This is a genomic window from Agrococcus pavilionensis RW1 (genome assembly GCF_000400485.1).
GTDB lineage: Bacteria > Actinomycetota > Actinomycetes > Actinomycetales > Microbacteriaceae > Agrococcus > Agrococcus pavilionensis.
In genome coordinates, this window is record NZ_ASHR01000030.1 from 76,509 (window position 1) to 102,488 (window position 25,980).

Below are 25,980 nucleotides of genomic sequence, written 5' to 3' on the forward strand. Positions count from 1 at the left end.
GGGGCACGCCATGGCAACCACGCTCATCCGCGGCGGCACCGTCGTCACCGCGACCGGCCGCTCCCTCGCCGACGTGCTCATCGACGGCGAGACGATCCGCGCGGTGCTCGCGCCCGGCAGCGAGCTGCTCGGCGTCGACCTCGCCGCCTCCGTCGACCGCGTCATCGACGCGACCGGCAAGTACGTCATCCCAGGCGGCATCGACGCGCACACGCACATGGAGCTGCCCTTCGGCGGCACCGCCGCGAGCGACACGTTCGAGACAGGCACGCGCGCCGCCGCGTGGGGCGGCACGACGACGATCGTCGACTTCGCCGTGCAGACCTACGGCCAGCGCGTCGAGGACGGGCTCGCGGCGTGGCACGAGAAGGCCGCCGGCAGTTGCGCGATCGACTACGGCTTCCACCAGATCGTCGGCGACGTCGACGAGGCCTCGCTCGCGGCGCTGCGCGGCCTCGCCGACGAGGGCATCTCGAGCTACAAGCTCTTCATGGCCTACCCGGGCGTCTTCTACTCCGACGACGCGCAGATCCTGCAGGCGATGCAGGTCGCCGCCGACACCGGGCTCATGACGATGATGCATGCCGAGAACGGGCCCGCGATCGACGTGCTCGTGCGGCAGCTGCTCGAGCAGGGCAAGCGCGACCCCTACTTCCACGGCGTCGCACGCGCGTGGCAGATGGAGGAGGAGGCGACGCACCGCGCGATCATGCTCGCGCACCTCACGAACGCGCCGCTCTACGTCGTGCACGTGAGCGCGAAGCAAGCCGTCGCGCAGCTCGCGGCGGCGCGCGACACGGGGCAGAACGTCTTCGGCGAGACGTGCCCGCAGTACCTCTACCTCTCGCTCGAGGAGCAGCTCGGCGCGTCGAGTGACGAGTGGGGCGCCTTCGAGGGCGCGAAGTGGGTGTGCTCGACGCCCCTGCGCTCGAAGCACGAGCACCACAGCGACGAGCTCTGGAGCGCGCTGCGCACGAACGACCTCCAGATGGTCTCGACCGACCACTGCCCCTTCTGCATGAAGGACCAGAAGGAGCTCGGCCGCGGCGACTTCTCGAAGATCCCGAATGGCATCGGCGGCGTCGAGCACCGCATGGACCTGCTCTATCAGGGGGTGGTGGATGGGCAGATCTCGCTCGAGCGCTGGGTCGAGATCACCGCCACGACGCCCGCCCGCATGTTCGGGCTCTACGGCCGGAAGGGCGTCATCCAGGCGGGCGCCGACGCCGACATCGTCGTCTACGACCCGAAGGGCCACACGTCGATCGGCGTCGGCAGGACGCACCACATGAACATGGACCACTCGGCGTGGGAGGGCTTCGAGATCGACGGGCACGTCGACACCGTGCTGAGCCGCGGCCGGGTCATCGTCGACGACGCGCAGTACCTCGGGCGGCCCGGCGACGGCTCGTTCGTCAAGCGCGGGCTGAGCCAGTACCTCGTGTGACGACCATGGAGTTCGGCGCCGTCTTCCAGACCAACCCGCCCGCGAGCCGCGTCGTGCAGCTCGCGCAGCTCGCCGAGGTGCACGGCTTCAGCCACGTGTGGACCTTCGACAGCCACATCCTCTGGCAGGAGCCCTACGTCATCCTCTCCGCCGTCCTCGGCGCGACCCGGCGCGTGACCGTCGGGCCGTTCGTCACGAACCCCGCGACGCGCGACTGCAGCGTCACCGCCTCGACGTTCGCGACCCTCAACGACATGCACGGCAACCGCACCATCTGCGGCATCGGCCGCGGCGACTCGGCGGTGCGCGTCTCTGGCGGCAAGCCGACGACGCTCGCCGAGCTCCGCGAAGCGGTGCACGTCATCCGCGAGCTCGGCTCGAGCCGCGCGGTCGACGTCGGCGGGGCGACGCTCCGGCTGCCGTGGTCGCACGGCTCCGAGCTGCCGGTGTGGGTGGCCGCCTACGGGCCGCTCGCGCTCAAGCTCGCGGGCGAGGTCGCCGACGGCTTCATCCTGCAGCTCGCCGACCCGGAGATCACGAAGTGGATGATCCAGCGCGTGCGCGACGCCGCCGACGACGCGGGCCGCGACCCGATGTCGATCAGGATCTGCGTCGCGGGCCCCGCCTACGTCGGCGACGACCGCGCGCACCAGCGCGACCAGTCGCGGTGGTTCGGCGGCATGGTCGGCAACCACGTCTCCGACATCGTCGGGAGATACGGCAAGGGGAGCGCGATCCCCGACGACCTCGCGAGCTACATCGAGGAGCGCACCGGCTACGACTACAACACGCACGGCAAGGCCGAGAACGACCACGTCGACTTCGTGCCGGATGCGATCGTCGACCGGTTCTGCGTGCTCGGCACCGCCGACGAGCACATCGAGAAGCTCACGCGCCTGCGCGAGCTCGGCGTCGACCAGTTCGCGGCCTACGTCATGCACGACGACAAGGAGGAGACGCTCCGCCAGTACGGCGAGCGCATCATCCCCGCGCTCCGCCGGCTGCCGCCGGCCCGCGCCTGACCCTCCCGTCGGTCGAGCAGCGGTCGCAGGCCGCGCAAGGACACCGCCCCGCTACGGTGAGAGAGCATCCCGAGCACGCAGAGGAGCCCCCATGCCAGCATCCGATCTCGATCCCGCCGACGGCGCCCGCGCCCGCGAGCTCGACCCGCTCATCCTGCACTCGTGGTCGAAGCACGGCTCCACCAACCCCTTCACCGTCGCGCGCGGCGAGGGTGTGCGGCTGTGGGACTACGACGGCCGCGAGTACCTCGACTTCTCGAGCCAGCTCGTCAACACCAACATCGGCCACTCGCACCCGAAGGTCGTCGAGGCCATCCAGCGGCAGGCGGCGCAGCTCGCGACCGTCGCGCCCGCCACGACCAACCTCGCGCGCGGCGAGGCGGCCGAGCGCATCCTCTCGAAGATCGACGACATGGCCGCCGTCTTCTTCACGAACGGCGGGGCGGATGCGGTCGAGAACGCGATCCGGATGGCTCGCGTGCACACGGGGCGAGCCAAGGTCGTCTCCCACTACCGCTCGTACCACGGCAACACCGGCGCCGCCGTGAACGCGACGGGCGATGCGCGCCGCATCGGCAACGAGTTCGCGACCGGCCACGTGCACGTCTTCGGGCCGTTCCTCTACCGCTCCGAGTTCTGGGCCGAGACCGAGGAGCAGGAGTCGGAGCGCGCGCTCCAGCACATGCGGCGCGTCATCGAGGCCGAGGGGCCGTCGACGATCGCGGCGATCATGGTCGAGGGGCTCCCGGGCACCGCCGGCATCCTCGTGCCGCCGCCGGGCTACCTGCAGGGCCTGCGCGCGCTCGCCGACGAGCACGGCATCGTGCTCATCCTCGACGAGGTGATGGCGGGGTTCGGCCGCACGGGCCACTGGTTCGCGCACCAGCACGACGGCGTCAAGCCCGACCTCGTGACGTTCGCGAAGGGCGTCAACTCGGGCTACGTGCCGGTCGGCGGCGTCATCATCAGCGAGCGGGTGCTCGAGACGTTCAAGCAGCGCGCGATCCCCGGCGGGCTCACCTACGCCGGCCACCCGCTCGCCGCCGCGTCGATCGTCGCGACGATCGACGCGATGACGGAGGAGGGCATCGTCGAGCACGCGGCGCACCTCGGCGCCGACATCCTCGGCCCGGGCCTCCGTGAGCTCGCCTCGCGGCACGAGATGATCGGCGAGGCGCGCGGCCGCGGCTGCTTCTGGGCCCTCGACCTCGTGACCGATCGCGGCTCGCGCGTGCCCGTCGACGCATCCGTCGTCGCGAGCCTCAAGTCGTCGCTGCTCGAGCGTGGCTACGTGCCGTTCACGACCGACAACCGCATCCACGTCGTGCCGCCGCTCGTGATGAGCGACGACGACGCGCGCCGCGGCCTCGAGATCCTCGACGACGCCTTCTCGGCGCTCTGAGGCATCTTCAACCGGATAGCCGGAAGGGCGCGACACATATGTCCTCGCCCCACCGGCTGTCCGGTTGAAGACGATGCGGGAGGATGGGGGCATGAGCATCCACCTGCTGGGCGGCGGCTGGGCCGACGACGAGTCGGCCTGGACCGGCCGCTTCGTCGCCGAGGCCCGCGAGCGCGCCGAGGTCCCGCCCGTCATCGCGTGCGTGCTGTGGGCGGAGGACGCCGAGGAGGGCGAGCGCTGGCACGCCGACTACCGCGACGACCTCGCGAAGCTCGGCGCGGGCGAGGTGCGTATCGTGCAGCTCGGGCCCGACCGCGAGCTGCGCCCGACCGACCTCGGCAGCGCCGACGGCATCTTCGTCGGCGGCGGGCTCACGCCCGGCTACCACCGCGCGATCATGCCTGCGGCCGACACGATCCGCGGCCTCGTCGCCTCGGGCGTGCCCTACGCCGGCTACTCGGCGGGCGCGATGATCGCCGGCGACGTCGCGCTGCTCGGCGGCTGGCGCATCGGCGGCGTGCCCGTCTGCCCCGAGGCGAGCAGCGAGAAGCTCGACGAGGTGACGCTCGACGCGGGCCTCGGCCTCGTCGACCTCGTCGTCGACGTGCACGCGGCGCAGTACGGCAACCTCTCGCGCGCCGTCGCGATCGTGCACGCGGGCCTCGCCGACCGGGTCGTCGCGATCGACGAGTGCACGTCGCTCGTCGTGGGCGCCGGGGGCCTCGTCGTCGCCGGTGAGGGCAGCGTCTGGACGGCCGAGCGCGAGGCTGACACCGATCGCGTCTCGGTGGCCGTGCTCGGGGCATGACCGAGCCGCTCGCCGAGCTCGTCGATCCGGGCTGGGCGGATGCGCTGCGCCCGGTCGAGCACGTCGTGCGCGACCTGGGCGATCGGCTGCGCGCCGAGGTCGCCGCGGGGCGGCCCTACCTGCCGCCCGGCGACGCCGTGCTGCGCGCCTTCCGGCGGCCCCTCGACGACGTGCGGGTGCTCGTCGTGGGACAGGACCCGTATCCGACGCCCGGCCACTCGATCGGCCTCGCCTTCGCCGTCGAGCGGCACGTGCGGCCGCTGCCGCGCTCGCTCGTCAACATCTACCGCGAGCTGCACGACGACTTGCGGATCGAGCCGGCCCCGCACGGCGACCTCTCGGCGTGGGCCGACCAGGGCGTGCTGCTGCTCAACCGCGTGCTCACGGTGCAGGCGGGGGTCACCGACTCGCACCGCGGCTGGGGGTGGGAGCGCGTGACCGAGGCCGCGATCCGAGCGCTCGTGGCTCGGCGGCTTCCCGACGGCTCGCGCGCGCCGCTCGTCGCGATCCTGTGGGGCAACAAGGCGCAGTCGCTCGCGCCGCTCCTCGAGGGCGTGCCGGTCATCGCCTCCGCGCACCCCTCGCCGCTCAGCGCGCGCCGCGGCTTCTTCGGCTCGCGGCCGTTCTCGCGCGCGAACGAGGCCCTCGTCGCGCAGGGGGCGCGGCCGGTGGACTGGCGCATCCCGACCGAGGCCTGAGCAGCGCGAGCCGAGGAATTCCGCAACATCGTTGCGGAACCTCGTCCTCCTCGACGATGCTGTCGCCAGCGGCCGCTCGGCCGCGGAGGAGGGCCAGCATGACGGCGACGCGCTACCGGGCTCGCACGAGCTTCGCGCTCGGCACGCTCACGGTCGCGCTCATCGCGCTCGGCCTGAGCGTCGTGGTGGGCATCGGCCTCGTCGCGGGCATCGCTCCCGAGCTCCAGGGCTCGCCCGTCGGGTTCGTCTACGGCGTGCTCCTCGGCGTGCCCGCGATCGGCGCCGTGCTCGTCGCGCGCGCGGGCGTGCGGCGCCACTACAACCCCTGGATCGCGGGCGCGCTCGTCGTCGCCGGCGCGACGCTCTTCGCGCTCGCGCTGTTCTCGCTCGTGCAGCTGCGCCCGGGCGGCGTGCCGCTCGTCGCGCTCACCGGGGCGCTCATCGCGCTCATCGCGGTGGCGCTCGCGGTGCGGCGGCGCGAGCCGCGCGCCTGACGCGCGCCCGCGCATCCGCTCGCCGCGACCGCGCACCCGGCCCTGTCGTGCGCGAGGATGGGACGACCATGTCGCCCCGCCTCCGCATCTGGCTCGCCGCCCTCGTGCTCGCCGTGCCGCCGCTCGCCATCGCCGTGACGTGGGCGGCGCTCGCGCCGCAGCTGCCCGACGTCATCGCCACCCACTGGTCGGGCGCCGACGTCGCCGACGGCTTCTCCGAGACCGGCCCGATGCTCCGCTGGCTGCTCATCGCGACGTGTGCGATGCTCGGCGTCGGGCTCGTGCTCGCGGCCGTGACGATCGACGGCCGGCTGCGCGCGATGCTGCTCTCGTGCCTCGCCGCGGTGAGCGGCATGCTCGCCGGGGCGTTCATCGCCTCGGTCGGCGCGACGCTGCAGGCGGGCAGCGCCGAGCAGGCGGTGCTCGGTGCGTGGCTGCTCGTGCTGCTCGCGCCGCTCGCGCTGCTGCTCGTGCCGTGGTTCGTCCATCCGCGCGAGGGGGAGACCGCGGCCGGGCCGGCCGAGCGCATGCCGCTGCCCGAGAGCGACGCGACGGAGTGGCGCGGCGAGCTCGGCTCGGCCGGCTTCGCCTGGATCGGCGTCGGGCTGCTCGTGCTCGGCGCGGTCATCGCGCTCGTCGCCCCGGAGACGGGCGCGGTGCCGCTGCGCGTGCTCGTCGGCGTCACGACGGCGGCCGCGGCGCTCGTCGTGCTCGCGCTCGCGCGCATCCGCGTCACGATCGACTCGGAGGCGCTCCGCGTGCGCGGGGCGCTCCTGCCGGTGCCGCTGCGCACGATCGCGACCGACCGCATCCGCGCCGTCGACGCCGCCGTCATCGAGCCGATGCACTGGGGCGGATGGGGCTACCGCGGGCTGCCGGGGCAGGTCGCGATCGTGCTGCGCAAGGGGCCGGGCATCGTCGTCACGACGCGCGATGGCAGCCGCTTCGCGGTCACGGTCGAGGGCGCGGAGCACGGCGCCGCGGTGCTCGCGGGCATCGTCGAGCGATCGCGGCAGCGCAGCGAGTGAGCGGCGCGCCGGAGCCCGTGTCGGCGCCGAGTGCCACGATGGGGGCCGTGAACGACTTCGAAGCCTGGCGCGACGCGAGGCAGCGCGCCGATGCGGCGGCGGCCGCGGCGGCCGCCGCGAGCGACGCGCACGCGACCGTGACCGATCTCGGCCCCGGCTTCTGGATGGTGACGGTCGCGGGAGCGACGCGCGGCTTCATCACCCAGATCGAGGTGAAGGGCGAGCTGCGCTTCGAGGCGCGGCTGCGGCACCTGAACCCCGGCCAGGGCACGCGCATCGGCGAGTACTGGGAGCTCGAGCGCGCGATCGCGGCGATCCTCGAGGAGCCGCCGCGCACCGTCGGTCGCGATCCGTTCCGCGAGCTCACGAACTACGCCACGCGCGACCAGATGCGGGAGCGCACCGAGCGCAAGCGCCTGCAGCGGCGAGCGAACCGGTACTTCGGGTGAGCGCGGCCACGGGCCACGCGCGGCCGGCCGGACCGGTGTTCCGGCTCAGCGCAGCCCGCGTGGTGCTCGCCACGACGGGCCTGGGCGCGGGCGTCGGCGCGGTCACGCTGCTCGTGCTCACGATCCTCGCCGGCGGTGTCGGCGCGTCGCTCGAGGAGCTCGTCTTCTGGGTCGCGATCGCCGGATGGATGCTGACGCTCGGCGCTGCGACGGGGTGCGCCGTCGGCGTCGCCGCGCTCGTGCTGCGCGAGCTCGCGCGCGGCGACGTGCCGCTCGCCGCGCTGCGGTGGGTGCTGGGCGCCGTCGCCGCCGCGACGACCGTGCTCGTGCTGCGCTGGGCGCTGAGCGCCGAGTCGGTCCCGCTCCTCGCGCTCCTGGTCGTGGTCGGGGGAGCGCTCGGCTGGCTCGTGCCGCGGCTCACGCTCGCGACGGGGACGCAGCGGTGAGCGCGATCCACGAGCTCGGGGCGCTCGAGCTCTGGCGGCTGCTGCACGCGCGACAGCTGAGCGCCGTCGAGGTCGCGACGCACTTCCTCGACCGCATCGAGCGGCTCGACGAGGCGAACGCGTTCGTGCACGTCGATGCCGAGCTCGCGCTCCGCCGCGCGCGTGAGCTCGACGACGCCGACGACCGCACCGGGCTCATCCACGGGCTGCCGTTCGCCGACAAGGCGCTCTCGCTCCGCGAGGCGCAGCCCGCCGACATGGGCAGCCGCTGGCTCGAGGGCACGATCGCCGAGGCGACCGACCCGCTGCCGCGCGTGCTCGACGCGGGCGGCGGCGTCGTGCTCGGCCGCACCGCCTCGCCCGAGTTCGGCTTCGCGGGCTACACGCGCTCGGCGCTCCACGGCTTCACGACGCTGCCGGGCCGGCCCGACCTGCACGCGGGCGGCTCCTCGGGCGGTGCCGCGGCCGCGGTCGCGCAAGGCCTGCTGCCCTTCGCGCCCGGCTCCGACGGCGGCGGCTCGATCCGCATCCCCGCCGCGACGTGCGGGCTCGTCGGGCTGAAGCCCACGCGCGGTCGCATCCCCGCGCAAGGCGGCGTCGGCCAGGTCGGCGGGCTCGCGACCGCCGGCGCGATCGCCCGCTCGGTCATCGACGTCGCACTCCTCACCGACGCGCTCATCGGCCGCGTCAACGGCGTCGCCCCGCACGAGCTCGTGCTCCGCTCGCCCGAGCGCGACGACGGCTCGCTGCTCGCGGCCGCGATCCGCGGCGAGGGCCGCTACCGCATTGCGGTGATGACGGGCGGCACCCCGTGGGACTCGAGCGACGACATCCGCATCGCCCCCGAGGCGACCGCGGCGGTCGACGAGACCGTCGCGCTCCTCAAGCGCTTCGGGCACGAGGTCGGTGAGGTGGCGCTGCCGGATGCGTCGGGGTACCCCGAGGCGTTCACCGACCTGTGGCGAGGCGGTGCGGCGACGATCCCGATCCCGGTCGAGGAGCGCGACCGGCTCGAGCCGCTCGCGCGCTGGATCATCGAGTCGAGCGACCGCCTCACCGCGGGCGGGCTCGCGAAGGCGCAGCTGTGGGCGACGGAGTTCGAGCGGCGCGTGCTCGCGGCCTTCGCGCCGTGGGATGCGGTGCTGACGCCCGTGACGGCGCTCACGCCCCGGCCGCTCGACTGGTACCCCATCGACGACGGCGAGGCCGACTTCCGGCACCAGGTGCTGCACACGCCGCACACCTCGTTCGTCAACGTCACGGGGCTGCCGGCGATCGCGCTGCCGGTGCACCGGACGGCGGAAGGCCTGCCGATGGGCGTGCAGCTCATCGGCCGGCCGGGGGAGGAGGCGACGCTGCTCGCGATCGGCCGCCAGCTCGAGCGCCGCGTGCCGTGGGAGCAGCGCGTCGTCGACCGCATGCGCCCCTGACGCCCCGCGCTCGCTCGTCGAGCAGGCGCCGCACCACCGCCCCTCCCGTGCGTCGAGTAGGCGTCGACGGCGCCGCCCCTCCCGTTCGTCGAGTAGGCGTCGCACCACCGTTGATCGAGTAGCGCGCGAAGCGCGCGCATCGAGATCGTCTCGATGCGGCGCCTTCGGCGCCTACTCGACGAGCGGGCGAGGCCGCTTCGGCAAGTAGCCGCCCAGCTCGAGCCCCGCCTCGATCTCCCACTTGTTCGTGAGCCCGTCGAGGCCCGCCGCGAAGTACATCGGGATGAACCACAGCCCGTAGCGCTCCCACTGGCGGCGGTGCACGTCCTCGTGCGCGAGGATGTCGGGGCTCGTCGCGCTCCGCGTCAGGAACGTCGCGCCGACCGTCGTGCCGCCGCGGCCGAACGCCCAGGTCGGGAGCCCCGAGATGACGGTGAGCTCGCCGACCTGCCGCTCCTCGCCGCCGAGCAACCGCCCCCACAGCCGCGCCGCCTGCGTCGCGACGCGGTGGCCCGCCGCTGCGACGGGCCTGGCGGTCACCGCGCGGAAGGCGGGACCGGCGAGCGAGCGGCCGAGCGCGCCGACGCGCGCGCCGATCGAGGTGAGCGGGGAGCGGTGGACGGCCATGCGGCCGACGATAGCGCGCCGATACGCTGAGGCCATGACCCGCGTCGCGCCCCGCTCGGCAGCTCCGAGCCCTCGCGGCGAGAGGCCCGGCGGCACGCGCAGGGCGACGCCGTGAAGATCGCGATGGTGTCGATGCACACCTCGCCCGCCGACCGGCCCGGCAAGGGCGACGCGGGCGGCATGAACGTCGTCGTGCTCGAGAGCGCCCTCGCGCTCGCGGCGCACGGCCACGACGTCGACCTCTTCACGCGCTCCGCGGGCGCCGAGCACGCCGAGACGATCGCGCCGCGCGTCACGCTCCGAGCGCTCGACACGGGCGGCGGCATCGTCCGCAAGCACGACCTCCCGAACCTCGCCGACGCGTTCGGCGAGCAGCTCGAGCGCGCCGCGCTCACCGCGAGCGTGCCCTACGACGTCATCCACGCGCACTACTGGCTCTCGGGCCTCGCCGCGCTCCCCGTCTCGCTCTCCCTCGGCATGCCGATCGTGCAGACCTTCCACACGCTCGCGGCCGAGAAGAACCGCCGCGTCGGCGACGGCGACCGGCCCGAGCCCGAGCGGCGGCTCCTCACCGAGCGCTACCTCGCCGGCCAGGTCGACGCGATCGCGGCCGTCTCGCGCGCCGAGGTCGACGTGCTGTGCGACGCGGTGGGTGCGAGCGCCGAGCGGGTCTGGCTCGTGCCGCCCGCGGTCGACGCGCAGCGCTTCCAGCCTGGCCCGATCGCCGCGCGGCTCGAGCTGCGCAACCGGCTCGGCGTGCTCCCCGAGCAGGGCCTCATCGCGGTCGTCGGCCGCGTGCAGTCGCTCAAGGGGCAGGACCTCGCCGTGCGCATGCTCGAGCACCTGCCCGACGCCGTGCTCGTCATCGCGGGCGACGCGGTGCCTGGCGACGAGCGCTACCTCGAGTCGCTCCACGACATCGCGCGCGAGGTGGGCGTCGAGGGCCGCGTGCGCCACATCGGCAGCCTCGAGCGCGACGCCCTCGCGCAGCTGCTCGACGCCGCCGACGTCGTCGTCGTGCCGAGCCGCTCGGAGTCGTTCGGGCTCGTGCCGCTCGAGGCGGCCGCGTGCGGCACGCCCGTCGTCGCGGCGCGCGTCGGCGGGCTGTGCGAATCGGTCGTCGACGGCGAGACCGGCGTGCTCATCGACGGCCGCGACCCCGAGGAGTGGGCGGATGCGGTCGACGCGATCCTCGACGACACCGAGCTCGCGCTCGAGCTCGGCCTCGCGGGCCGTCGCGCCGCGACCCGCCGCGACTGGGAGGACGTCGCCCTCGAGCTCGAGACGGTCTACCGCGCCGCGGTCCGCGCGCGCGCCTGACGCGACCCGACGCATCCGCCCGCCCCGACTCCGAAGCCCCGGGCGCACGCGAAGAGGGGGCGGGCCGCAGCCCACCCCCTCCGATCGAGCGCCCGGAGGCCCGGGATCAGCGGTCGACGACCTCGGCCTCGACGTGGTCGCCCTCGCTCTGCGTCGAGCTCGAGCCCGCCCCGAGCTGGCCCTGGTTCGCCGAGCCGCCGTGCTTGAGCGCGGCGAGGCGCGCCTCGATCTCGGTCTGGCGGCCGACGTCCTCGAGCGCCTCGAACTGCGCGTCGAGGGTCGAGGCGGCGAGCTCCTGCTGGCCCATGACCTTCGCCTCCTCGCGGCGGATCTTGTCCTCGAAGCGGCCGATCTCGCTCGTGGGGTCGAGGATGTCGATCGACTTCACGGCGTCGTGCACCTGCGACTGCGCCTCGGCGACCTTCGCGCGCGCGATGAGCTCGGAGCGCTTCGACTTCAGCTGGTCGAGCTTCTGCTTCATCGTGTCGAGGCCGGTCTTGAGCTTGTCGACGACCTCGTTCTGCGAGCGGATCGACGGCTCGGCGGCACGCGCCTCCTGCTCCGACTGCATCTGCTTGCCGAGCGCGACCTTCGCGAGGTTGTCGAACTTGTCGGCGTCGGGCTTGCCCTCGGCGCGCAGCTGGTCGGCGCGCTGCGAGGCGGCGAGCGCCTTGCGGCCCCAGTCCTCGGCGGCGCGCACGTCCTCCTGGTAGTCCTGCTCCTGCAGGCGCAGGTTGCCGATCGTCTGCGCGATGGCGGCCTCGGCCTCGGCGATCGAGTTGGTGTAGTCGCGCACCATCTGGTCGAGCATCTTCTGCGGGTCCTCGGCCTGGTCGAGGAGCGCGTTGATGTTGGCCTTCGCGAGCTGCGCGATGCGGCCGAGGATGGACTGCTTGGACATGGGGTTCCTTCCTGCACTGCCGCCGAGGCGGCCTCTGATCGATTGTCGTCTGGTCATGCTCTGCAAGTGATGAGTGGATGGGTCGGGTCGCGCGGGCGGTGAGCGCGCCCGGGTGCCGGGTCAGTCCCCGAAGCCGCCCCCGCCGCCGCCGAAGCCGCCGCCACCGCCGGAGAAGCCGCCGAAGCCGCCGCCGAAGAAGCCGCCGCCCCCGCCGCCGAAGCCGCCCCCGCCGCCGGAGAAGAGGTCGCCGAGGCCTCCGCCCCCGCCGCCATCGCCGCCGCCCCAGCCGCCGCCGTGGTGGCCGGAGCCGTTCAGCATGTCGCCGAGGATGTAGCCGAGCAGGCCGCCCGTGAGCATGTCCTGCCCGCGACCGCCGCCGCCCCGGTAGTACGGGTTCTGCGCCCGGCCGCCCCAGCCGCCGATGTCGTGCGACGCATCCTGCATCGCCTGCTCGGCGTGCTGCGACGCGGCCTGCGCGTACTGCATCGCCGTCGCCGGATCCTGCTGCGCGAGTCGCAGCGCTTGCGCGAGCTCCTGCTGTGCGGTCGCGAGCAGCTGCCGGGCGTGCATGCCGACGCCGATGCGGCGCGTGTGGATGTAGTCCTCCGCGCGGTCGATGTTCGCGCGCGCCGAGCCGATCCAGCGGTCGAGGCTCGCGCGCTGCCGCTCGAGCTGCACGCCGCCCTGCCGCAGCTGCGCGGTCGCCTCGTCGAGGCGCTGGTTCGCGCGCTGCAGGTTGGCGAGCACCGCGAGCGTGTCGGTCGGGCGGCGCTGGGCGAGCTCGACCTGCTGCTCGACGTGCTCGATGAGGGGGCGGAGGTCGACGCGGTCGGTGCTGCGGAGCGTCTTCGCCGCGGCGATGTCGCCGATCGAGTCCTCGACGAGGCCGCGCAGCTGCTGCGCGGAGTTGCCGAGGTCCTGCTCGGCGCGCTCGACGGCCGCGAGCAGCCCCGACGATTGCGCGAGCGCGGCCTCGGCCGCGTGCACGGCGAGCGCCGCAGCCGCGCCGTCGCCGCGGGCGACGGCCTCGCGGCCTGCCGCGATCGACTGGTCGATGTTGGGCAGCTGGCGCTCGGCGCCCGCGATGTTCTCGCGCACGGGCTCGATCGACGAGCCGGAGTGCACGTCGTCGAGCCGGTCGAGGATCGCGCGCGCGTTGGCGATGCGGCCGTCGAGCGCCTGGCGCGATTGCGCGACCGCCTCGAGCACCTGCGGGGCGTTGCGCTCGAGGTCGCGCAGCTGCTCGAAGGAACCGGCGTGGCTCGCGAGCTCGGTGCCGGCGCCCTCGGCGATCTGCAGGATGCGGCTCGACCACTCGTGCCGCTCCTGGTCGGTGTCGGGGAAGGCGTCGTCGAGCTGCTGCTGCAGCGCGAACGCCTCCCGCAGCCCGCCCTTCGCCTTCTCGAGCGCCTCGCGGTAGGGACGCACCGCATCCTCGCCGAACTGCGCGCCCGCGAAGGCGAGCTCCTGCTCGCTCTGCTGCACGGTGTCGTCGAGCTGCACGAGCGCGATGTCGGCGCGCTGCTTGAGCTCGTCGAGGCTCAGCTGCTGCTGCTGCTTCGCGGCGATCTCGCCCTGCTTCTTCTTGCGCGAGCGCATGCCGCGCGAGACGAGCCACGCGCCGCCGCCGATGACCGCGGCGCCGCCCACGAGCGCGACGACGGGCAGCACGGCGGAGCCGTCGACGTTGACCTGCGTGCCGCCGTCACCGCCCGACGAGGGGTCGAACTGCGCGACCGCGGTGCCGAAGCCCATCGCGGCGCCGGCGACGTCGCCGTTGTTGAGGGCGGGCAGCAGGTCGGACTGCGCGAGCTGGTTGACCTCGGCCTCCGAGAGCGGGTAGCCGTCGGGGTAGGCGTAGCCCCACTGCTCGTCGTCCATCGCGATCGCGATGAGGAGGTCGTCCTGCCCGAGGCCCGAGGCCTCGGCCGACTGCACCGACCAGTCGCCGCGCTCGATGCCGTCGAACGAGTCGACCACCACGACGTACACGTCGGCGGGCGAGGATGCGTTCTCCTCCTCGAGGTGCGCCGTCACCTCCGCGTCGTCGCCCGCGTAGTCGCCGGTCTCGTCGACGAAGGGGTCGCCGCCGACGTCGACCGGGTCCTCGGTCGCGAGCGCTCCGGCGGAGAGCCTCAACGACGTCGCCGCCCCGAGGGCGACCACGGCGAACGGGCGAACGAACCGGACCTGCATCTGCGCTCCCTGCCTTCGGCACTCCTGCGATGCCGACGTCTTCGCGAGTCTAACCAGCGCAGGTGTCGGTCAGCCCGGGGGCTGGCCCCCATGCGCGCCCGCTCTCAGCGAACGGGGTACGCGTCTCCGACGACCGCGAGGCGTCGACCCTCGAGCTCGATGAGCAGGAGCGGGGCCGGAGCGGTCGCCGCGTCGATGCCGCAGCCGAGGAGGGGCCCATCCGGGAGCACCACGTCGGCAAGGGTGACGCTGCCGGCTTCGGAACCGGGCGTCGTCGAGCCAGCGTTCGCCGCCGCTTCGAGCACCGAGAGGTCCTGCGCCGCCACGATCGTGAGCGGGTCGTCGACGGCGACCTGCGCGATCCCGACGCCGAGCACCTCGAGCGTGCCGGCCTCATCGGGCAGCAGCAGCTCCACACCGGCGATGCCGTCGGCAGGGTCGTCGGTGAACGTCGCCTCGATGCCGGTCTCGGCGCGGATCGCCGGGTAGGCGCACGCGAGCGCGACCGACCCGTCCGCTTCGGTCGCACCCGACGCGTCTCCGCCGCTCGAGTCCTGCTCCGGCGCCGCCTCCTGCGCCGCCCCCTGATCCGACATCACCGTGCTCGACGGCGACATCGGCGAGAGCCCTGGCACGACGAACGGCGCGACGATGAGCACCCCCGCGCCGGTCGCCGCCGCGGTGACGGCCGCGACCTTCGGGCGCCGCCGTTTCCGCGCCCGCTCGACCACCGCATCCACGTCGAGCCTGCTCGCAGGGCCGGGCAGCTCCTGCAGCCTGCGCCGCAGCTCCTCCTCGCCGCTCATGACGTCCCTCCCGGCGACCGCTCCTCGCGCTGCAGGCGACCCTGCTCGCGCTCGAGGATCCCGCGCAGCTTCGCCAGCGCATCCGACAGGTACCGCTTGACCGCGCCCGCCGAGATGCCGAGCTCGGTCGCGATCTGCTCGACGGTGCGGTCCTCGTCGTAGCGCAGCACGATGCACGCGCGCTCGCGCGGCGAGAGCCGCTGCAACCGCGCGGCCATGTCGAGCCGCTCGCCCGTGAGCGTCGAGCCGGAGTCGAGCCGCTCGCGCTCGCCGACGAGCGGCGCGATGCGGCGCCACCGCTGCCCGCGGCGCGCGCGGTCGAGGAAGCGGTTGGCGATCGCCCGCCGCACGTAGGCCTCGGCCTGCTCGACCTCGAAGCCGTTGCGCAGCCGACCGAACGTCGCCGCGAGCGCGTCCTGCACCATGTCGCGCGCCTCCTCCTCATCGCCGCTCAAGAGGGTCGCGTACCGCACGAGCGCATCGCCGCGCTCGGCGACCAGCTCGGCCACCACCAGCTCCCACCTGGCTGCCACGCGATCCTCCCTCTACCCCTGTCGACGAACGAGCGCAGTCGATCGTTGGGGTCAGGCTCCGGCCGCGCGCATGCGCGCCGCGAGCGGGGGGTTGGATGCGTCGAGGTGCGCGAGCACGCTCGCTCGCGTCTCGGGGCTCTTGTTCTGGCTCATCTTCGACTTCGCGTCGAGCTCGCGGACCGTGAGCCGCAGCCCGATCGTGCCCATCGCCATGCCGCGGTTGCCCTCGTCGTCGATGTCGAGCCGCACGCCGCGCTCGGGCGCGTAGGCCTGCTCGAAGTGCTCGACGAGCTGCTGGAGCGTGCGCATGTTCGCGTCGGCGTCGAGCACCTCGACGTCGCAGCGCATCGATGCCATCTCGAAGTTCCACGTCGGCACCTGGCCGGCGTCGGCGCCGACGTACCAGCTGGGCGACACGTAGCCGTGCGCGCCCTGGGTGACGACGAGCATCGCGTGCGGGCCGGGCTCGAGCAGCCCGTGGAGCCGCGCGTCGGCGCGCCCGAGGTGCGTGAGCAGCGCGAGCTCGCCGTCGGGCGCCGCTTCGTCGAGCAGCACGGGGGAGGGGGATGCGACGGGCCCGCTCGCGGGATGCGACACGAGCAGCATCCACGGCGCGCGGCGGAGGAGGTCGCGCACCTCGGCGTCGCCGATGCGGTAGAGCGGGTTGGGCTGCACGCCCCCATCGTGGCGCATGGAGCGCGCCGCGCGCGCTCCGCCGCGCGCGCCGCTGCGTCGCACCGCGCGCCGCCCACCACCGCAGGTATAGCGCGAGTCGCTCAGAAGGCGCCGCCATCCCAGCAACACGCCCTCTACCTGCTCAGCTGGCGGCGGGCGGCCAAGAGTGTCCGTCGGAGGTAGAGGGCGAGTCACGCGCAAGCCCGCTCGATTCCGACGACACGCCCTCTCTCTCTGCGACGCATCCACAGGGGCGTGAGCATCGCCGTCGTCGGCACGGCGGCAGGGGGCATCCTCCGCGAGTGCGCACCTCTGCTCCACTGCCGGAACCGTTCGACGACGGCCCGTTCCTCGTCGCCGACGCCATGCGAGCCGGCGTCGGCGAGGGGCGGCTGCGCGCCTCGGACCTCGAGGCACCGTTCCGCGGCGTGCGGTCGCGACCCGTCACGGACGTCGTGGCACTCGCGACCGCGTACACGCGCGTCATGGCTGAGCATCACTGCTACGGCGGCGTGACTGCAGCCCGGCTCTGGGGCCTGCCGATCGCCGCGAAGTGGACACGCGGTGAGCTGCTCGTCATCGCTCGTCCGAATCGCACCGCTCCTGGCTCGTTCGCCGGCACCAAGCACATTGCGTACGACGACAGCCGACTCGTGCGCACCGAGACGCTCGGGCTGCCGGTGCTCGAGCCGCTCGCGACTGCGCTGACGCTCGCCCGCGAGCTCGATCACGAAGCGCTCGTGCAGGTGGTCGACGCGCTGCTCACGCCATCGCGGTCGTATCCGGGCCTCCGGCTGCCGCGGGCGGCTGGCGAGCCGTATGCGACCCACGAGCAGCTCGACCACTTCATCGAGCGCTGCCGCGGGCTCGCGGGCATCGCGGCGCTGCGCGCGGCGGCCGAGGATGCGCGGTTCGGCGTCGACTCCCGCTTCGAGACCATCTCGCGGCTGCTCATCGTCGAGGCGGGGCTCCCCGAGCCGATCGTGCACCCGCTCGTCGTCATCGACGGCATCGACTGGCACCCGGACCTCGCGTACCCCGAGCTGAAGATCGCGATCGAGTACGAGGGCGACGGGCACCGCGACGAGCGGCAGTGGCACATCGACATCGACCGCTACGCCCGCTTCGAGGCCGCGGGCTGGATCACCGTGCGGGTGACGCGCGACCACATGGCGCATCGCGGCGCCCACTTCGTGGATCGCGTGCGTGCCGCGCGCGCCCGACGGGCGTGACGCATCCGCCCCGGGAGACGCGAGCGGCGCGACCCCGGCAGGGGCCGCGCCGCGCGAACGAGCGAGGAGCCGTCAGACGCCGACGGGCTGCGCCTGCTGCACGTGCTCGAGGCGCCACCGCACGTGGTTCAGCTGGCGCACGAGGCCGGTCGGCAGTGCGCGGCCGAACTGGCCGAAGAACGCCTCGACGTCGACGAGCTCGCCGAGCCACGCCTTCGCGTCGATCTCGAACAGCTCCTGCACGACGGCGTCGTCGATGTCGAGCCCCTCGAGGTTGAGCGCGCCCTCCGCGGGCATGACGCCGATCGCCGTGTCGACGCCCGCCGCGGTGCCGGCGACGCGGCCCGCGATCCACTCGAGCACGCGCGCGTTCTCGCCGAAGCCCGGCCACAGGAAGCCGCCCTCGTCGTCGCGGCGGAACCAGTTGACCGAGAAGATCTTCGGCGCGTGGCGGCTGAGGCGGTGCCCCATGTCGATCCAGTGGGTGAAGTAGTCGCCCATGTTGTAGCCGCAGAACGGCAGCATCGCGAACGGGTCGCGGCGGATCTCGCCGACCGGGCCCTCGGCCGCGGCGGTCTGCTGGCTCGAGACGGTCGCGCCGACGTAGACGCCGTGCTCCCAGTCGCGCGCCTGCATGACGAGCGGCACCTGCGTGGGGCGGCGGCCGCCGAAGATGATCGCGTCGATCGGCACGCCCTGGGGCGCGTCCCAGTCGGGGGCGATCGACGGCGCCTGCTCGGCGCGCACGGTGAAGCGCGCGTTCGGGTGCGCGGCGGGGCCGTTGGCGGGGTCGTAGGGGCGGCCCTGCCAGTCGATGAGGCCCTCGGGCGCCTCCTTCGTCATGCCTTCCCACCACACGTCGCCGTCGGCGGTGAGCGCGACGTTCGTGAAGATCGTGTCGTGCGTCATCATCGCCATCGCGGTGGCGTTGGTCTTCTCGGAGGTGCCGGGAGCGACGCCGAAGAAGCCGTTCTCCGGGTTGATGGCCCACAGCCGGCCGTCGTCGCCCGGACGCATCCAGACGATGTCGTCGCCGAGCGTCTCGACCGTCCAGCCGGGGATCGTCGGCTGCAGCATCGCGAGGTTCGTCTTGCCGCACGCCGAGGGGAAGGCGCCCGCGAGGTGCAGCTGGCGGCCGTCCTCATGCTTCATTCGCAGCAGCAGCATGTGCTCGGCGAGCCAGCCCTCGTCGCGCGCCTGCACGCTCGCGATGCGCAGCGCGAAGCACTTCTTCGCGAGCAGCGCGTTGCCGCCGTAGGCGGAGCCGAACGACCAGATCTCGCGCGTCTCGGGGAAGTGCGAGATGTAGCGCGTCGGGTTGCACGGCCACGGCACGTCGGCCTCGCCCTCGGCGAGCGGCGCGCCGACCGAGTGCACCGCGGGCACCCAGTCGTCGGTGCCGTGCATCGCCTGCAGCGCCTCGGTGCCGACGCGCGTCATGTAGTGCATGGATGCGACGACGTACGGCGAGTCGGTGATCTCGATCCCGAGCTTCGAGATCGGGCCGCCGACGGGGCCCATCGAGAAGGGGATGACGTACATCGTGCGGCCGCGCATCGCGCCGTCGAAGAGGCCGCCGAGCACCTGGCGCATCGACTCGGGGTCGCGCCAGTTGTTCGTGGGGCCCGCGTCCTCGCGGTCCTCCGAGCAGATGAAGGTGCGGTCCTCCATGCGCGCGACGTCATCGGGGTTCGAGCGCGCGAGGTAGCTGCCCGGGCGCTTCGGCACGGGCACGATCGTGCCCGCGTCGAGCATCGTGTCGATGAGGCGCTGGAGCTCCTCCTGCGAGCCGTCGGCCCAGACGACGTCCTTCGGCTCGAGCAGCTCGGCGATCGATGCGACCCACGCGACGACGCCCGGGTCGGCGCCGTCGGGCGCGCTCACCGATGCGGGCTTCACGGTCTTGAAGGTGGAGCGGGACGGCGCGGGAGGGAGGATCGTCATGCTCCGAGTCAACCCGCTCGGTCCTCGGCCCGCACCCGCCAGAGCGCAAAGGATCGCGGATTCCTTCACAGGCGGCAAGCGTTCAGTGCGGCAGGCGGGCTCGCGGCGCCTACGACTGAGGGGCATGGGGCTGGGCGCCGGTGCGCGCACATCCCTCAGAAGACGACGGATGCGTTGGAAGCACGCGGGCAGACGCGCGTCCCGACCCGCGGTGCAAGGTTCCGCGTTTCTTTCGTATGCTGGGTGCATGGTCGACGCAGCAGTCCTGGGGCACCGCATCCGTCACTTCCGCACCCTCGCAGGGCTGACGCTCGACGCGCTCGGCGAGCGCATCGGCCTCGCCGGCAGCCAGCTCTCGCTCATCGAGAACGGCCACCGCGAGCCGAAGCTCAGCCACCTGCAGGCGATCGCCGAGACGCTCGGCGTCTCGACCGGCCAGCTGCTCGACCCCGAGCCGCCGAGCGAGCGCAGCCGCATGGAGCTCGACCTGCAGCGGCTGCAGGAGGGCGCGAGCTACAAGCGGCTCGGGCTGCCGGTCGTGCGGCCGACGCGCTCGATGGGCGACGACGTGCTCGGCGCGCTCGTGGGCCTGCACCGCGAGCTCGACCGTCGCGCGCGCGAGGCGATCGCGACGCCCGAGCAGGCCAGGCGCGACGCGACGGCGCTGCGCCACACGATGCGCGAGCGCAACAACTCCATCCCCGAGATCGAGGAGCTCGCCGAGGAGCAGCTGCGCGCCGTCGGGTACGAGGGCGGCAGCCTCACGCACCGCACGGTGAGCGAGATCGCCGCGCGGCTCGGCTTCGAGCTCGTCTACGTCACCGACCTGCCCCACTCGACGCGCTCGGTCACCGACCTCGAGAACGGCCGCATCTACCTGCCGCCCGCGTCGATCCCCGGCGGCCACGGCCTGCGCTCGATGGCGCTGCAGGCGCTCGCCCACCGGCTGCTCGGCCACCACGAGCCGCAGGACTACCAGCAGTTCCTGCAGCAGCGGCTCGAGATCAACTACTTCGCCGCCGCGACGCTCATGCCGCGCTCGCGCGCGGTCGACTATCTGCGGAAGGCGAAGAAGGAGCGGAACCTCGCGGTCGAGGACTTCCGCGACGCGTTCGGCGTCACGCACGAGACGGCCGCGATGCGCTTCACGAACCTCGCGACGACCGACCTCGACATGCGCGTGCACTTCCTGCGCGTGCAGGAGGACGGCTCGCTCTCGCGCGTCTACGAGAACGACGGCCTGCCCGTGCCCGTCGACGCATCCGGCCACGCCGAGGGGCAGCTCGTCTGCCGCAAGTTCGCGGCCCGCACGGCGTTCGAGCGCACGAGCCGGACGACCGAGTTCTACCAGTACACCGACACGCCCAACGGCACCTTCTGGTGCTCGACGCAGACCGGCTCGGGCACCGACGGCGAGTTCTCCATCTCCTTCGGCGTGCGCTTCGACGACGCCAAGTACTTCCGCGGGGCGCAGACCGCATTCCGCGAGGTGTCGACGTGCCCCGACGAGCGCTGCTGCATCCGCCCGAGCGACGGCCTGCAGGAGCGGTGGCGCCACCGCTCGTGGGCCTCGGCGCGCATGCACCAGCACACGCTCGCGCCGCTCCCGTCGGGCACGTACCCGGGCGTCGACGACGCCGAGCTCTACGAGTTCCTCGAGCGGCACGCGCCCGCGCTCTGACCGCCCGGGCGGCGGCGCGCGGGCCTTGAGCGGCGGCGCGCGGCAGGCCTAGCCTGAGGGAGCCACGTCGACCGGAGGAGCCGACATGACCGAGCGACCCGGCGGGCTCGACTCGCCCGACGAGACCCTGCGCCGCGGCGCCCGGCACCTCGCCGACGCGCATCCGCGGCTCGACGCCCGCCTCGTCGAGCGCATCGTCTTCGAGTCGCACGCGACGCTCGCTCGCGGCGCGCGCACCCGCACCCACCTGCCGGCGCTCGCGCTCAAGTTCGCCGCCGACCGCCTACAGGCGCTCGAGGTCGCCGACGGCGCGGGCGCGAGCGGCACGGGGGAGGGCCGGCCCGTGCGCGTGCTCGTCGAGTCGATCCGCAACGACGGCATCTCGCAGATGGCGGCCGCCTTCCTCAACGCGCTCGGCGACGGGCGGGTCGAGGCGCTCTCGGCGGCCATCAACCCCGCCGACGAGGTGCTCCGCACGGTCGTCGACGTGATGGAGGAGGACGGCGTGCCGGTCGCCGAGAGCTACCCGAAGCCCGTCACCGACGACATCGCCCGCGCCGCCGACGTCATCATCACGATGCTCATCGAGCACCCCTTCGACCTGCGCTCGGACCAGCGCATCGAGGCCTGGGACTTCGACGACCCCGCGGGCCTCGGCACCGACGAGGTGCGACGCATCCGCGACCGCGTGCGCCGGCGAGTGGTCGAGTTCCTCGGCGCGCTCCCGTCGTGAGCGAGCGCATGGTCGACCTCGACGAGCTGGGGCGCCTCCGGCGGGCGCGCGACCGCATGGACCGCGAGTTCGCGAAGCCGCTCGACGTCGCTGCGATCGCGCGCACCGCGCTCATGTCGCAAGCGCACTTCAGCCGCCGCTTCCGCGAGGCCTACGGCGAGTCGCCCTACGCCTACCTCATGACGCGCCGCATCGAGCGCGCGGCGGCGCTCCTGCGCACGGGCGACGTGTCGGTGACGGATGCGTGCATGCAGGTCGGGTGCTCGAGCCTCGGCTCGTTCTCGGCGAGCTTCACGAAGCTCATGGGCGAGACGCCGAGCGCCTACCGCGCGCGCGACCACGAGGCGCTCGAGGGCATGCCGGGCTGCCTCGCGATGGTGCTGACCCGGCCGCGCAAGGGCGACCCGTCGAGCAGGTTCCGAGAAGCGCAGCGCGCGCTGCCCGCCCTAGCCTCGAGCGCATGAGCATGTCCATCAGCGCAGTGCACGTGATCGTCGACGACCCGGATGCGGCGGTCGGGTTCTACCGCGACGTGCCCGGGATGACCGTCACGAGCGAGGTCGAGAACGAGGGCTACCGCTGGGTGACCCTCTCGCCCGAGTCGCAACCCGACATCCAGCTCGTCCTGAGCCACCCGCGCGCGGGCCGCTCGGAGCAGGACGGCGAGGCGGTCGCCGCCCTGCTCGCGAAGGGCGAGCTCGGCAGCGTCAACCTGCGCTCGAGCGACCTCGAGGGCGTCTCCGACCGGGCCGCCGCGCACGACGGCGTCGAGGTCGTGCAGGAGCCGACCGATCAGTTCTGGGGCGTGCGCGACATCGCGCTGCGCGACCCCGCCGGCAACCTCGTGCGGATCGAGCAGTCGGCCGGTTGAGCCGGGCTCGAGCTCACGCCGTCGGCGCGAGCTCGGCGAACTCGAGGATGCGGCGGGCGACCTCGGCCGGCGCCTCGTCGACCACCCAGTGGCCGGCGCCCGGCACCTCGTCGACGCGCATGCTCGGCGCGAGGCGGTCGAGACCCTCGAGCGCGGATCGCGGCACCACCGGGTCGTCGGCACCGAAGAGCACGAGCGTCGGCATCGTCGGCAGCCGGTCGCGGTAGCCGCCGCGCACGATGCGCAGGAACTCGGGCACGACGAGCTGCCGGTAGGTGCGGGAGGCCGCGCGCGCCCGGTCGGGCTCGCGCAGCCGCGCGACGTACGCCTCACGGTCGCGCTCGGTCGGTCCGCCGTGGACGGCGAAGGTCGAGAAGAGCCAGTGCGGCAGCCGCTGCTCGCCGCCGCCGAGGAGGCGCTCGCCGAGGCCCGGCACCGCGAGCGCGTACTGGAACCAGAGGTGGCGCACCGAGCGCAGCAGCGCGGGCGAGAGCTTGACGTACATCGGCGGGACCGAGAGCACGACGAGGTGGGAGACGCGCTCGGGGTGCTCCATCGCGAGCGCGAGCGCGCCGAGCGCCCCGATGTCGTGCCCGACGACGACGGCCCGCTCGATCCCGAGCGCGTCGAGCAGCTCGACGAGGTCGCCGCACATCGTGTCGAGCCGGTAGGGGCTGTCGGGCGCCTCGCTCCGGCCGGCGCCGCGCAGATCGGGCGCGATCGCCCGCGCGTGCGGCTCGATGAGCGGCATGACGCGCGCCCACTCGCGCGAGCTCTGCGGGAACCCGTGCACGAGCACGACCGGGGTGCCGGAGCCCGCCTCGACCACGTGCATCCGCAAGCCCGGCAGGTCGAGGAACCGGCCGCCCTCGACCGATCGCGATTCGCGCGCCATGGTCACCCCCGCAGGAGCCGCGACGCCTCCGCGGCATCGAGTGCCGCTGATCGTAGCGATGGGGGACACGGCGCGCCAGGGCAGGATCGCGCGCCGCGCACGTCGCTCACGCGGTCGGTCGGAACCAGCGGAGCGTGAGCGAGTGCAGCACGACGAAGACGCTCGAGAAGGCCATCGCGGCGCCCGCGATGAGCGGGCTCAGCATGCCGGCCATCGCGAGCGGGATCGCGAGCACGTTGTAGGCGAAGGCCCAGAAGAGGTTGCCGCGGATGGTGCGGAGCGTGCGGCGGGAGAGCGCGATCGCGTCGGCGGCGCCGGCGAGGTCGCCGTGCACGAGCGTGATGTCGGCGGCCTGCTGCGCCGCGTCGGTGCCGGTGCCCATCGCGAGCCCGAGATCGGCGGCGGCGAGCGCGGCGGCGTCGTTCACGCCGTCGCCGGCCATCGCGACCTTCGCGCCCCGGGCCTGCTCGGCGCGCACGGCGTCGACCTTCTCGGCGGGGCTCACGCCGGCGATGACGCGCTCGATGCCCACCTCGTCGGCGACGGTGCGGGCGGCGCGCTCGTGGTCGCCCGTGAGCATGACGACCTCGACGCCGATGCCCGCGAGCCGCTCGACCGCGGCGCGGCTCGTCGCCTTCACGGTGTCGCGCACGCCGATCACGGCGCGCATGCGGCCGTCCCACGCGACCGCGAGCGCGGTCGCGCCCTGCGCCTCGAAGCGCTCGAACGGATCCGCGAGCTCACGCGGCATCGCCACGCCCCAGTCGTCGGCGAGCCACGCGGGCTTGCCGACCTGCACGGCCCGGCCCTCGGCGACGCCGACGACGCCAGCGCCCTGCGCGGCGCGCACGTCGCTCGCGACCGGCGCGTCCGGCGCCGCGGCCGCGATCGCCCGCGCGATCGGGTGCTCGCTCGCGCGCTCGACGGCGGCCGCGATGCGGAGCGCCTCGTCGGCGTCCTCACCGGCTGCCGCGGCGACGCCCTCGACGCGCATCCGCCCCTCGGTGACGGTGCCGGTCTTGTCGACGAGCATCGCCGAGATGCCGCGGCTCGACTCGAGCACCCGAGCGTCGCGGATGAGCACGCCCAGCTCGGCGCCGCGGGTCGTGCCGACGAGCAGCGCCGTGGGCGTCGCGAGGCCGAGCGCGCACGGGCACGCGATGATGAGCGTCGCGACGGCGGCGGTGAAGGCGGCGGCGACGTCGCCCGTCAGCACGATCCAGCCGACGAGCGCGGCGAGCGCGAGCACGAGCACCGCGGGCACGAACCACTGCGAGACGCGGTCGGCGAGCCGCTGCACGTCGGCCTTGCCGTCCTGCGCGCGGCGCAGGAGCGAGGCGATGCGCTCGAGCTCGGCGTCGGCGCCGACGCGACGGGCCTCGACGACGAGCATGCCGTGGCCGTTGATCGTCGCGCCGACGACCTCGCTCCCGGCGGTCACCTCGACGGGCAGCGACTCGCCGGTGAGCAGCGACGCGTCGATCGCCGAGGCGCCCTCGACGACGATCCCGTCGGTCGCGATCTTCTCGCCCGGCACGACGCGGAAGCGGTCGCCCACCGCGAGCTGCCCGACCGGGATGCGCTCGTCGCCCGCCTCGCCGATGCGCGTGACCTCCTTCGCGCCGAGGCGCGCGAGCGCGCGCATCGCTTGCTGGTTCGAGCGCTTCGCACGCGACTCGATGAGCCGGCCGGCGAGCAGGAACACCGTCACGAGCGCGGCGACCTCGAGGTAGAGCTCGTCGCCGTGCCCGCCGAACCACGCCAGCTCCATGCGCATGCCGATGCGGCCCGCGTCGCCGAGCACGAGCGCCCACAGCGACCAGCCGAGCGCGGCGATCACGCCGAGCGAGATGAGCGAGTCCATCGTCGCGGCGCCGTGGCGCAGGTTGATCGCGGCCGCGCGGTGGAACGGCCACGCGCCCCACACGGCGACGGGCAGCGTGAGCACGAGCGCGACCCACTGCCAGCCGGGGAACTGCAGGGCGGGGATCATCGAGAGCAGGCCGACGGGCACGGCGAGCACGGCGGATGCGATGAGTCGCGTCGCGAGGCGCGTCCCGCGCTCGTCGCGCTCGGCCTCGGGCGCGGGGAGCGCGGCGGTGTAGCCGGTCTGCTCGACCGTGCGGATCGCGTCGTCGACGCTCATCCCGCTCGGCAGCGTCACGCGCGCGACCTCGGTCGCGTAGTTGACGCTCGCCTCGACGCCGGGCAGCTTGCCGAGCTTGCGCTCGATCCTGCCGGCGCACGACGCGCACGTCATGCCGCCGATCTCGAGCTCGACCGTCTGCGCTTCAGCCATGCGCCAACTATACCCCCCAGGGGTATTTTTGTCTCGTCGATCG

Annotated in this window: 25 protein-coding genes; 16 read left to right on the top strand and 9 right to left on the bottom strand. The window is 73.7% G+C overall.

What is annotated here, in order from left to right; translation table 11 throughout:
- Positions 1 to 10: 10 nt before the first annotated feature.
- The 10 genes from hydA (at position 11) to L332_RS25270 (ending at position 9,224) form a co-directional block, all read left to right on the top strand.
- The gene (hydA, locus tag L332_RS25225; RefSeq protein WP_021011090.1) at positions 11 to 1,447 is read left to right on the top strand and encodes a dihydropyrimidinase; all 1,437 of its coding nucleotides are present in this window, start codon (positions 11 to 13) and stop codon (positions 1,445 to 1,447) included.
- A gap of 5 nt (positions 1,448 to 1,452) precedes the next feature.
- Positions 1,453 to 2,469, top strand: coding sequence for a TIGR03842 family LLM class F420-dependent oxidoreductase (locus L332_RS25230; protein WP_031223995.1), 1,017 nt, complete (start codon positions 1,453 to 1,455; stop codon positions 2,467 to 2,469).
- Between the two features lie 91 nt (positions 2,470 to 2,560).
- On the top strand, positions 2,561 to 3,871 hold the full coding sequence (locus tag L332_RS25235; protein WP_021011092.1) for an aspartate aminotransferase family protein: 1,311 nt from the start codon (positions 2,561 to 2,563) through the stop codon (positions 3,869 to 3,871).
- Positions 3,872 to 3,962: 91 nt separating this feature from the next.
- Positions 3,963 to 4,679, top strand: a complete 717-nt coding sequence (locus tag L332_RS25240) for a Type 1 glutamine amidotransferase-like domain-containing protein (protein WP_021011093.1) — start codon at positions 3,963 to 3,965, stop codon at positions 4,677 to 4,679.
- Positions 4,676 to 5,377: a uracil-DNA glycosylase gene (locus tag L332_RS25245; protein ID WP_021011094.1), complete on the top strand. Its 702-nt coding sequence runs from the start codon at positions 4,676 to 4,678 to the stop codon at positions 5,375 to 5,377. The genes L332_RS25240 and L332_RS25245 overlap by 4 nt, the downstream gene beginning before the upstream one ends.
- A 98-nt stretch (positions 5,378 to 5,475) precedes the next feature.
- The gene (locus L332_RS25250; RefSeq protein WP_021011095.1) at positions 5,476 to 5,871 is read left to right on the top strand and encodes a hypothetical protein; all 396 of its coding nucleotides are present in this window, start codon (positions 5,476 to 5,478) and stop codon (positions 5,869 to 5,871) included.
- A 68-nt stretch (positions 5,872 to 5,939) separates the two neighbouring features.
- Positions 5,940 to 6,899, top strand: a complete 960-nt coding sequence (locus L332_RS25255; RefSeq protein WP_021011096.1) for an SdpI family protein — start codon at positions 5,940 to 5,942, stop codon at positions 6,897 to 6,899.
- A 47-nt stretch (positions 6,900 to 6,946) separates the two neighbouring features.
- A complete protein-coding gene (locus tag L332_RS25260; RefSeq protein WP_021011097.1) occupies positions 6,947 to 7,348 on the top strand; it encodes a hypothetical protein in 402 nt (133 codons plus the stop codon).
- Entirely contained in the window at positions 7,345 to 7,794 is a 450-nt protein-coding gene (locus L332_RS25265; RefSeq protein ID WP_021011098.1) for a hypothetical protein, read from the top strand. The genes L332_RS25260 and L332_RS25265 overlap by 4 nt, the downstream gene beginning before the upstream one ends.
- On the top strand, positions 7,791 to 9,224 hold the full coding sequence (locus L332_RS25270) for an amidase (RefSeq protein WP_021011099.1): 1,434 nt from the start codon (positions 7,791 to 7,793) through the stop codon (positions 9,222 to 9,224). The genes L332_RS25265 and L332_RS25270 overlap by 4 nt, the downstream gene beginning before the upstream one ends.
- A gap of 171 nt (positions 9,225 to 9,395) precedes the next feature.
- On the opposite strand, the gene L332_RS0115470 is transcribed toward L332_RS25270, so the two are convergent.
- Positions 9,396 to 9,851, bottom strand: coding sequence for a hypothetical protein (locus tag L332_RS0115470; protein WP_021011100.1), 456 nt, complete (start codon positions 9,849 to 9,851; stop codon positions 9,396 to 9,398).
- Between the two features lie 111 nt (positions 9,852 to 9,962).
- On the opposite strand from L332_RS0115470, the gene L332_RS25275 reads away from it, so the two are divergent.
- Positions 9,963 to 11,171: a glycosyltransferase gene (locus L332_RS25275; RefSeq protein ID WP_021011101.1), complete on the top strand. Its 1,209-nt coding sequence runs from the start codon at positions 9,963 to 9,965 to the stop codon at positions 11,169 to 11,171.
- 106 nt (positions 11,172 to 11,277) lie between these two features.
- On the opposite strand, the gene L332_RS25280 is transcribed toward L332_RS25275, so the two are convergent.
- From L332_RS25280 to L332_RS25310, 5 genes are all read right to left on the bottom strand, one after another.
- On the bottom strand, positions 11,278 to 12,072 hold the full coding sequence (locus tag L332_RS25280) for a PspA/IM30 family protein (RefSeq protein ID WP_021011102.1): 795 nt from the start codon (positions 12,070 to 12,072) through the stop codon (positions 11,278 to 11,280).
- 120 nt (positions 12,073 to 12,192) lie between these two features.
- Entirely contained in the window at positions 12,193 to 14,268 is a 2,076-nt protein-coding gene (locus L332_RS30880) for a TPM domain-containing protein (RefSeq protein WP_021011103.1), read from the bottom strand.
- A 104-nt stretch (positions 14,269 to 14,372) separates the two neighbouring features.
- On the bottom strand, positions 14,373 to 15,074 hold the full coding sequence (locus L332_RS25300; RefSeq protein WP_021011104.1) for a hypothetical protein: 702 nt from the start codon (positions 15,072 to 15,074) through the stop codon (positions 14,373 to 14,375).
- A complete protein-coding gene (locus L332_RS25305; RefSeq protein ID WP_021011105.1) occupies positions 15,071 to 15,607 on the bottom strand; it encodes a sigma-70 family RNA polymerase sigma factor in 537 nt (178 codons plus the stop codon). Before L332_RS25305 ends, L332_RS25300 begins: the two co-directional genes overlap by 4 nt.
- 51 nt (positions 15,608 to 15,658) lie before the next feature.
- Positions 15,659 to 16,282, bottom strand: coding sequence for an FMN-binding negative transcriptional regulator (locus L332_RS25310; RefSeq protein WP_021065073.1), 624 nt, complete (start codon positions 16,280 to 16,282; stop codon positions 15,659 to 15,661).
- 302 nt (positions 16,283 to 16,584) lie between these two features.
- Between L332_RS25310 and L332_RS25315 the strand changes: the two genes are divergently transcribed.
- Positions 16,585 to 17,514: a hypothetical protein gene (locus L332_RS25315; RefSeq protein ID WP_021011107.1), complete on the top strand. Its 930-nt coding sequence runs from the start codon at positions 16,585 to 16,587 to the stop codon at positions 17,512 to 17,514.
- Positions 17,515 to 17,586: 72 nt separating this feature from the next.
- On the opposite strand, the gene L332_RS25320 is transcribed toward L332_RS25315, so the two are convergent.
- Positions 17,587 to 19,458: a phosphoenolpyruvate carboxykinase (GTP) gene (locus tag L332_RS25320; RefSeq protein ID WP_021011108.1), complete on the bottom strand. Its 1,872-nt coding sequence runs from the start codon at positions 19,456 to 19,458 to the stop codon at positions 17,587 to 17,589.
- Between the two features lie 247 nt (positions 19,459 to 19,705).
- Here L332_RS25320 and L332_RS25325 point away from each other — a divergent pair, with 247 nt between their 5' ends.
- The 4 genes from L332_RS25325 to L332_RS25340 all read left to right on the top strand — a co-directional run bounded on the left by L332_RS25325 (position 19,706) and on the right by L332_RS25340 (position 22,743).
- Positions 19,706 to 21,139, top strand: coding sequence for a helix-turn-helix domain-containing protein (locus L332_RS25325; RefSeq protein ID WP_021011109.1), 1,434 nt, complete (start codon positions 19,706 to 19,708; stop codon positions 21,137 to 21,139).
- Positions 21,140 to 21,224: 85 nt separating this feature from the next.
- The gene (locus L332_RS25330) at positions 21,225 to 21,872 is read left to right on the top strand and encodes an arsenate-mycothiol transferase ArsC (RefSeq protein WP_021011110.1); all 648 of its coding nucleotides are present in this window, start codon (positions 21,225 to 21,227) and stop codon (positions 21,870 to 21,872) included.
- 8 nt (positions 21,873 to 21,880) lie between these two features.
- Positions 21,881 to 22,336: a helix-turn-helix transcriptional regulator gene (locus L332_RS25335; protein WP_041204066.1), complete on the top strand. Its 456-nt coding sequence runs from the start codon at positions 21,881 to 21,883 to the stop codon at positions 22,334 to 22,336.
- A complete protein-coding gene (locus L332_RS25340; RefSeq protein ID WP_021011112.1) occupies positions 22,333 to 22,743 on the top strand; it encodes a VOC family protein in 411 nt (136 codons plus the stop codon). Before L332_RS25335 ends, L332_RS25340 begins: the two co-directional genes overlap by 4 nt.
- A gap of 13 nt (positions 22,744 to 22,756) precedes the next feature.
- Here the strand turns inward: L332_RS25340 and L332_RS25345 are convergent, their stop codons facing one another.
- Together L332_RS25345 and L332_RS25350 are read right to left on the bottom strand one after the other, a co-directional pair.
- Positions 22,757 to 23,638, bottom strand: coding sequence for an alpha/beta fold hydrolase (locus L332_RS25345; protein ID WP_021011113.1), 882 nt, complete (start codon positions 23,636 to 23,638; stop codon positions 22,757 to 22,759).
- Positions 23,639 to 23,744: 106 nt separating this feature from the next.
- Positions 23,745 to 25,937 carry a heavy metal translocating P-type ATPase gene (locus L332_RS25350; RefSeq protein WP_021011114.1) on the bottom strand — a complete coding sequence of 731 codons (2,193 nt, stop codon included), beginning with the start codon at positions 25,935 to 25,937 and terminating at the stop codon, positions 23,745 to 23,747.
- Between the last annotated feature and the right edge of the window lie 43 nt (positions 25,938 to 25,980).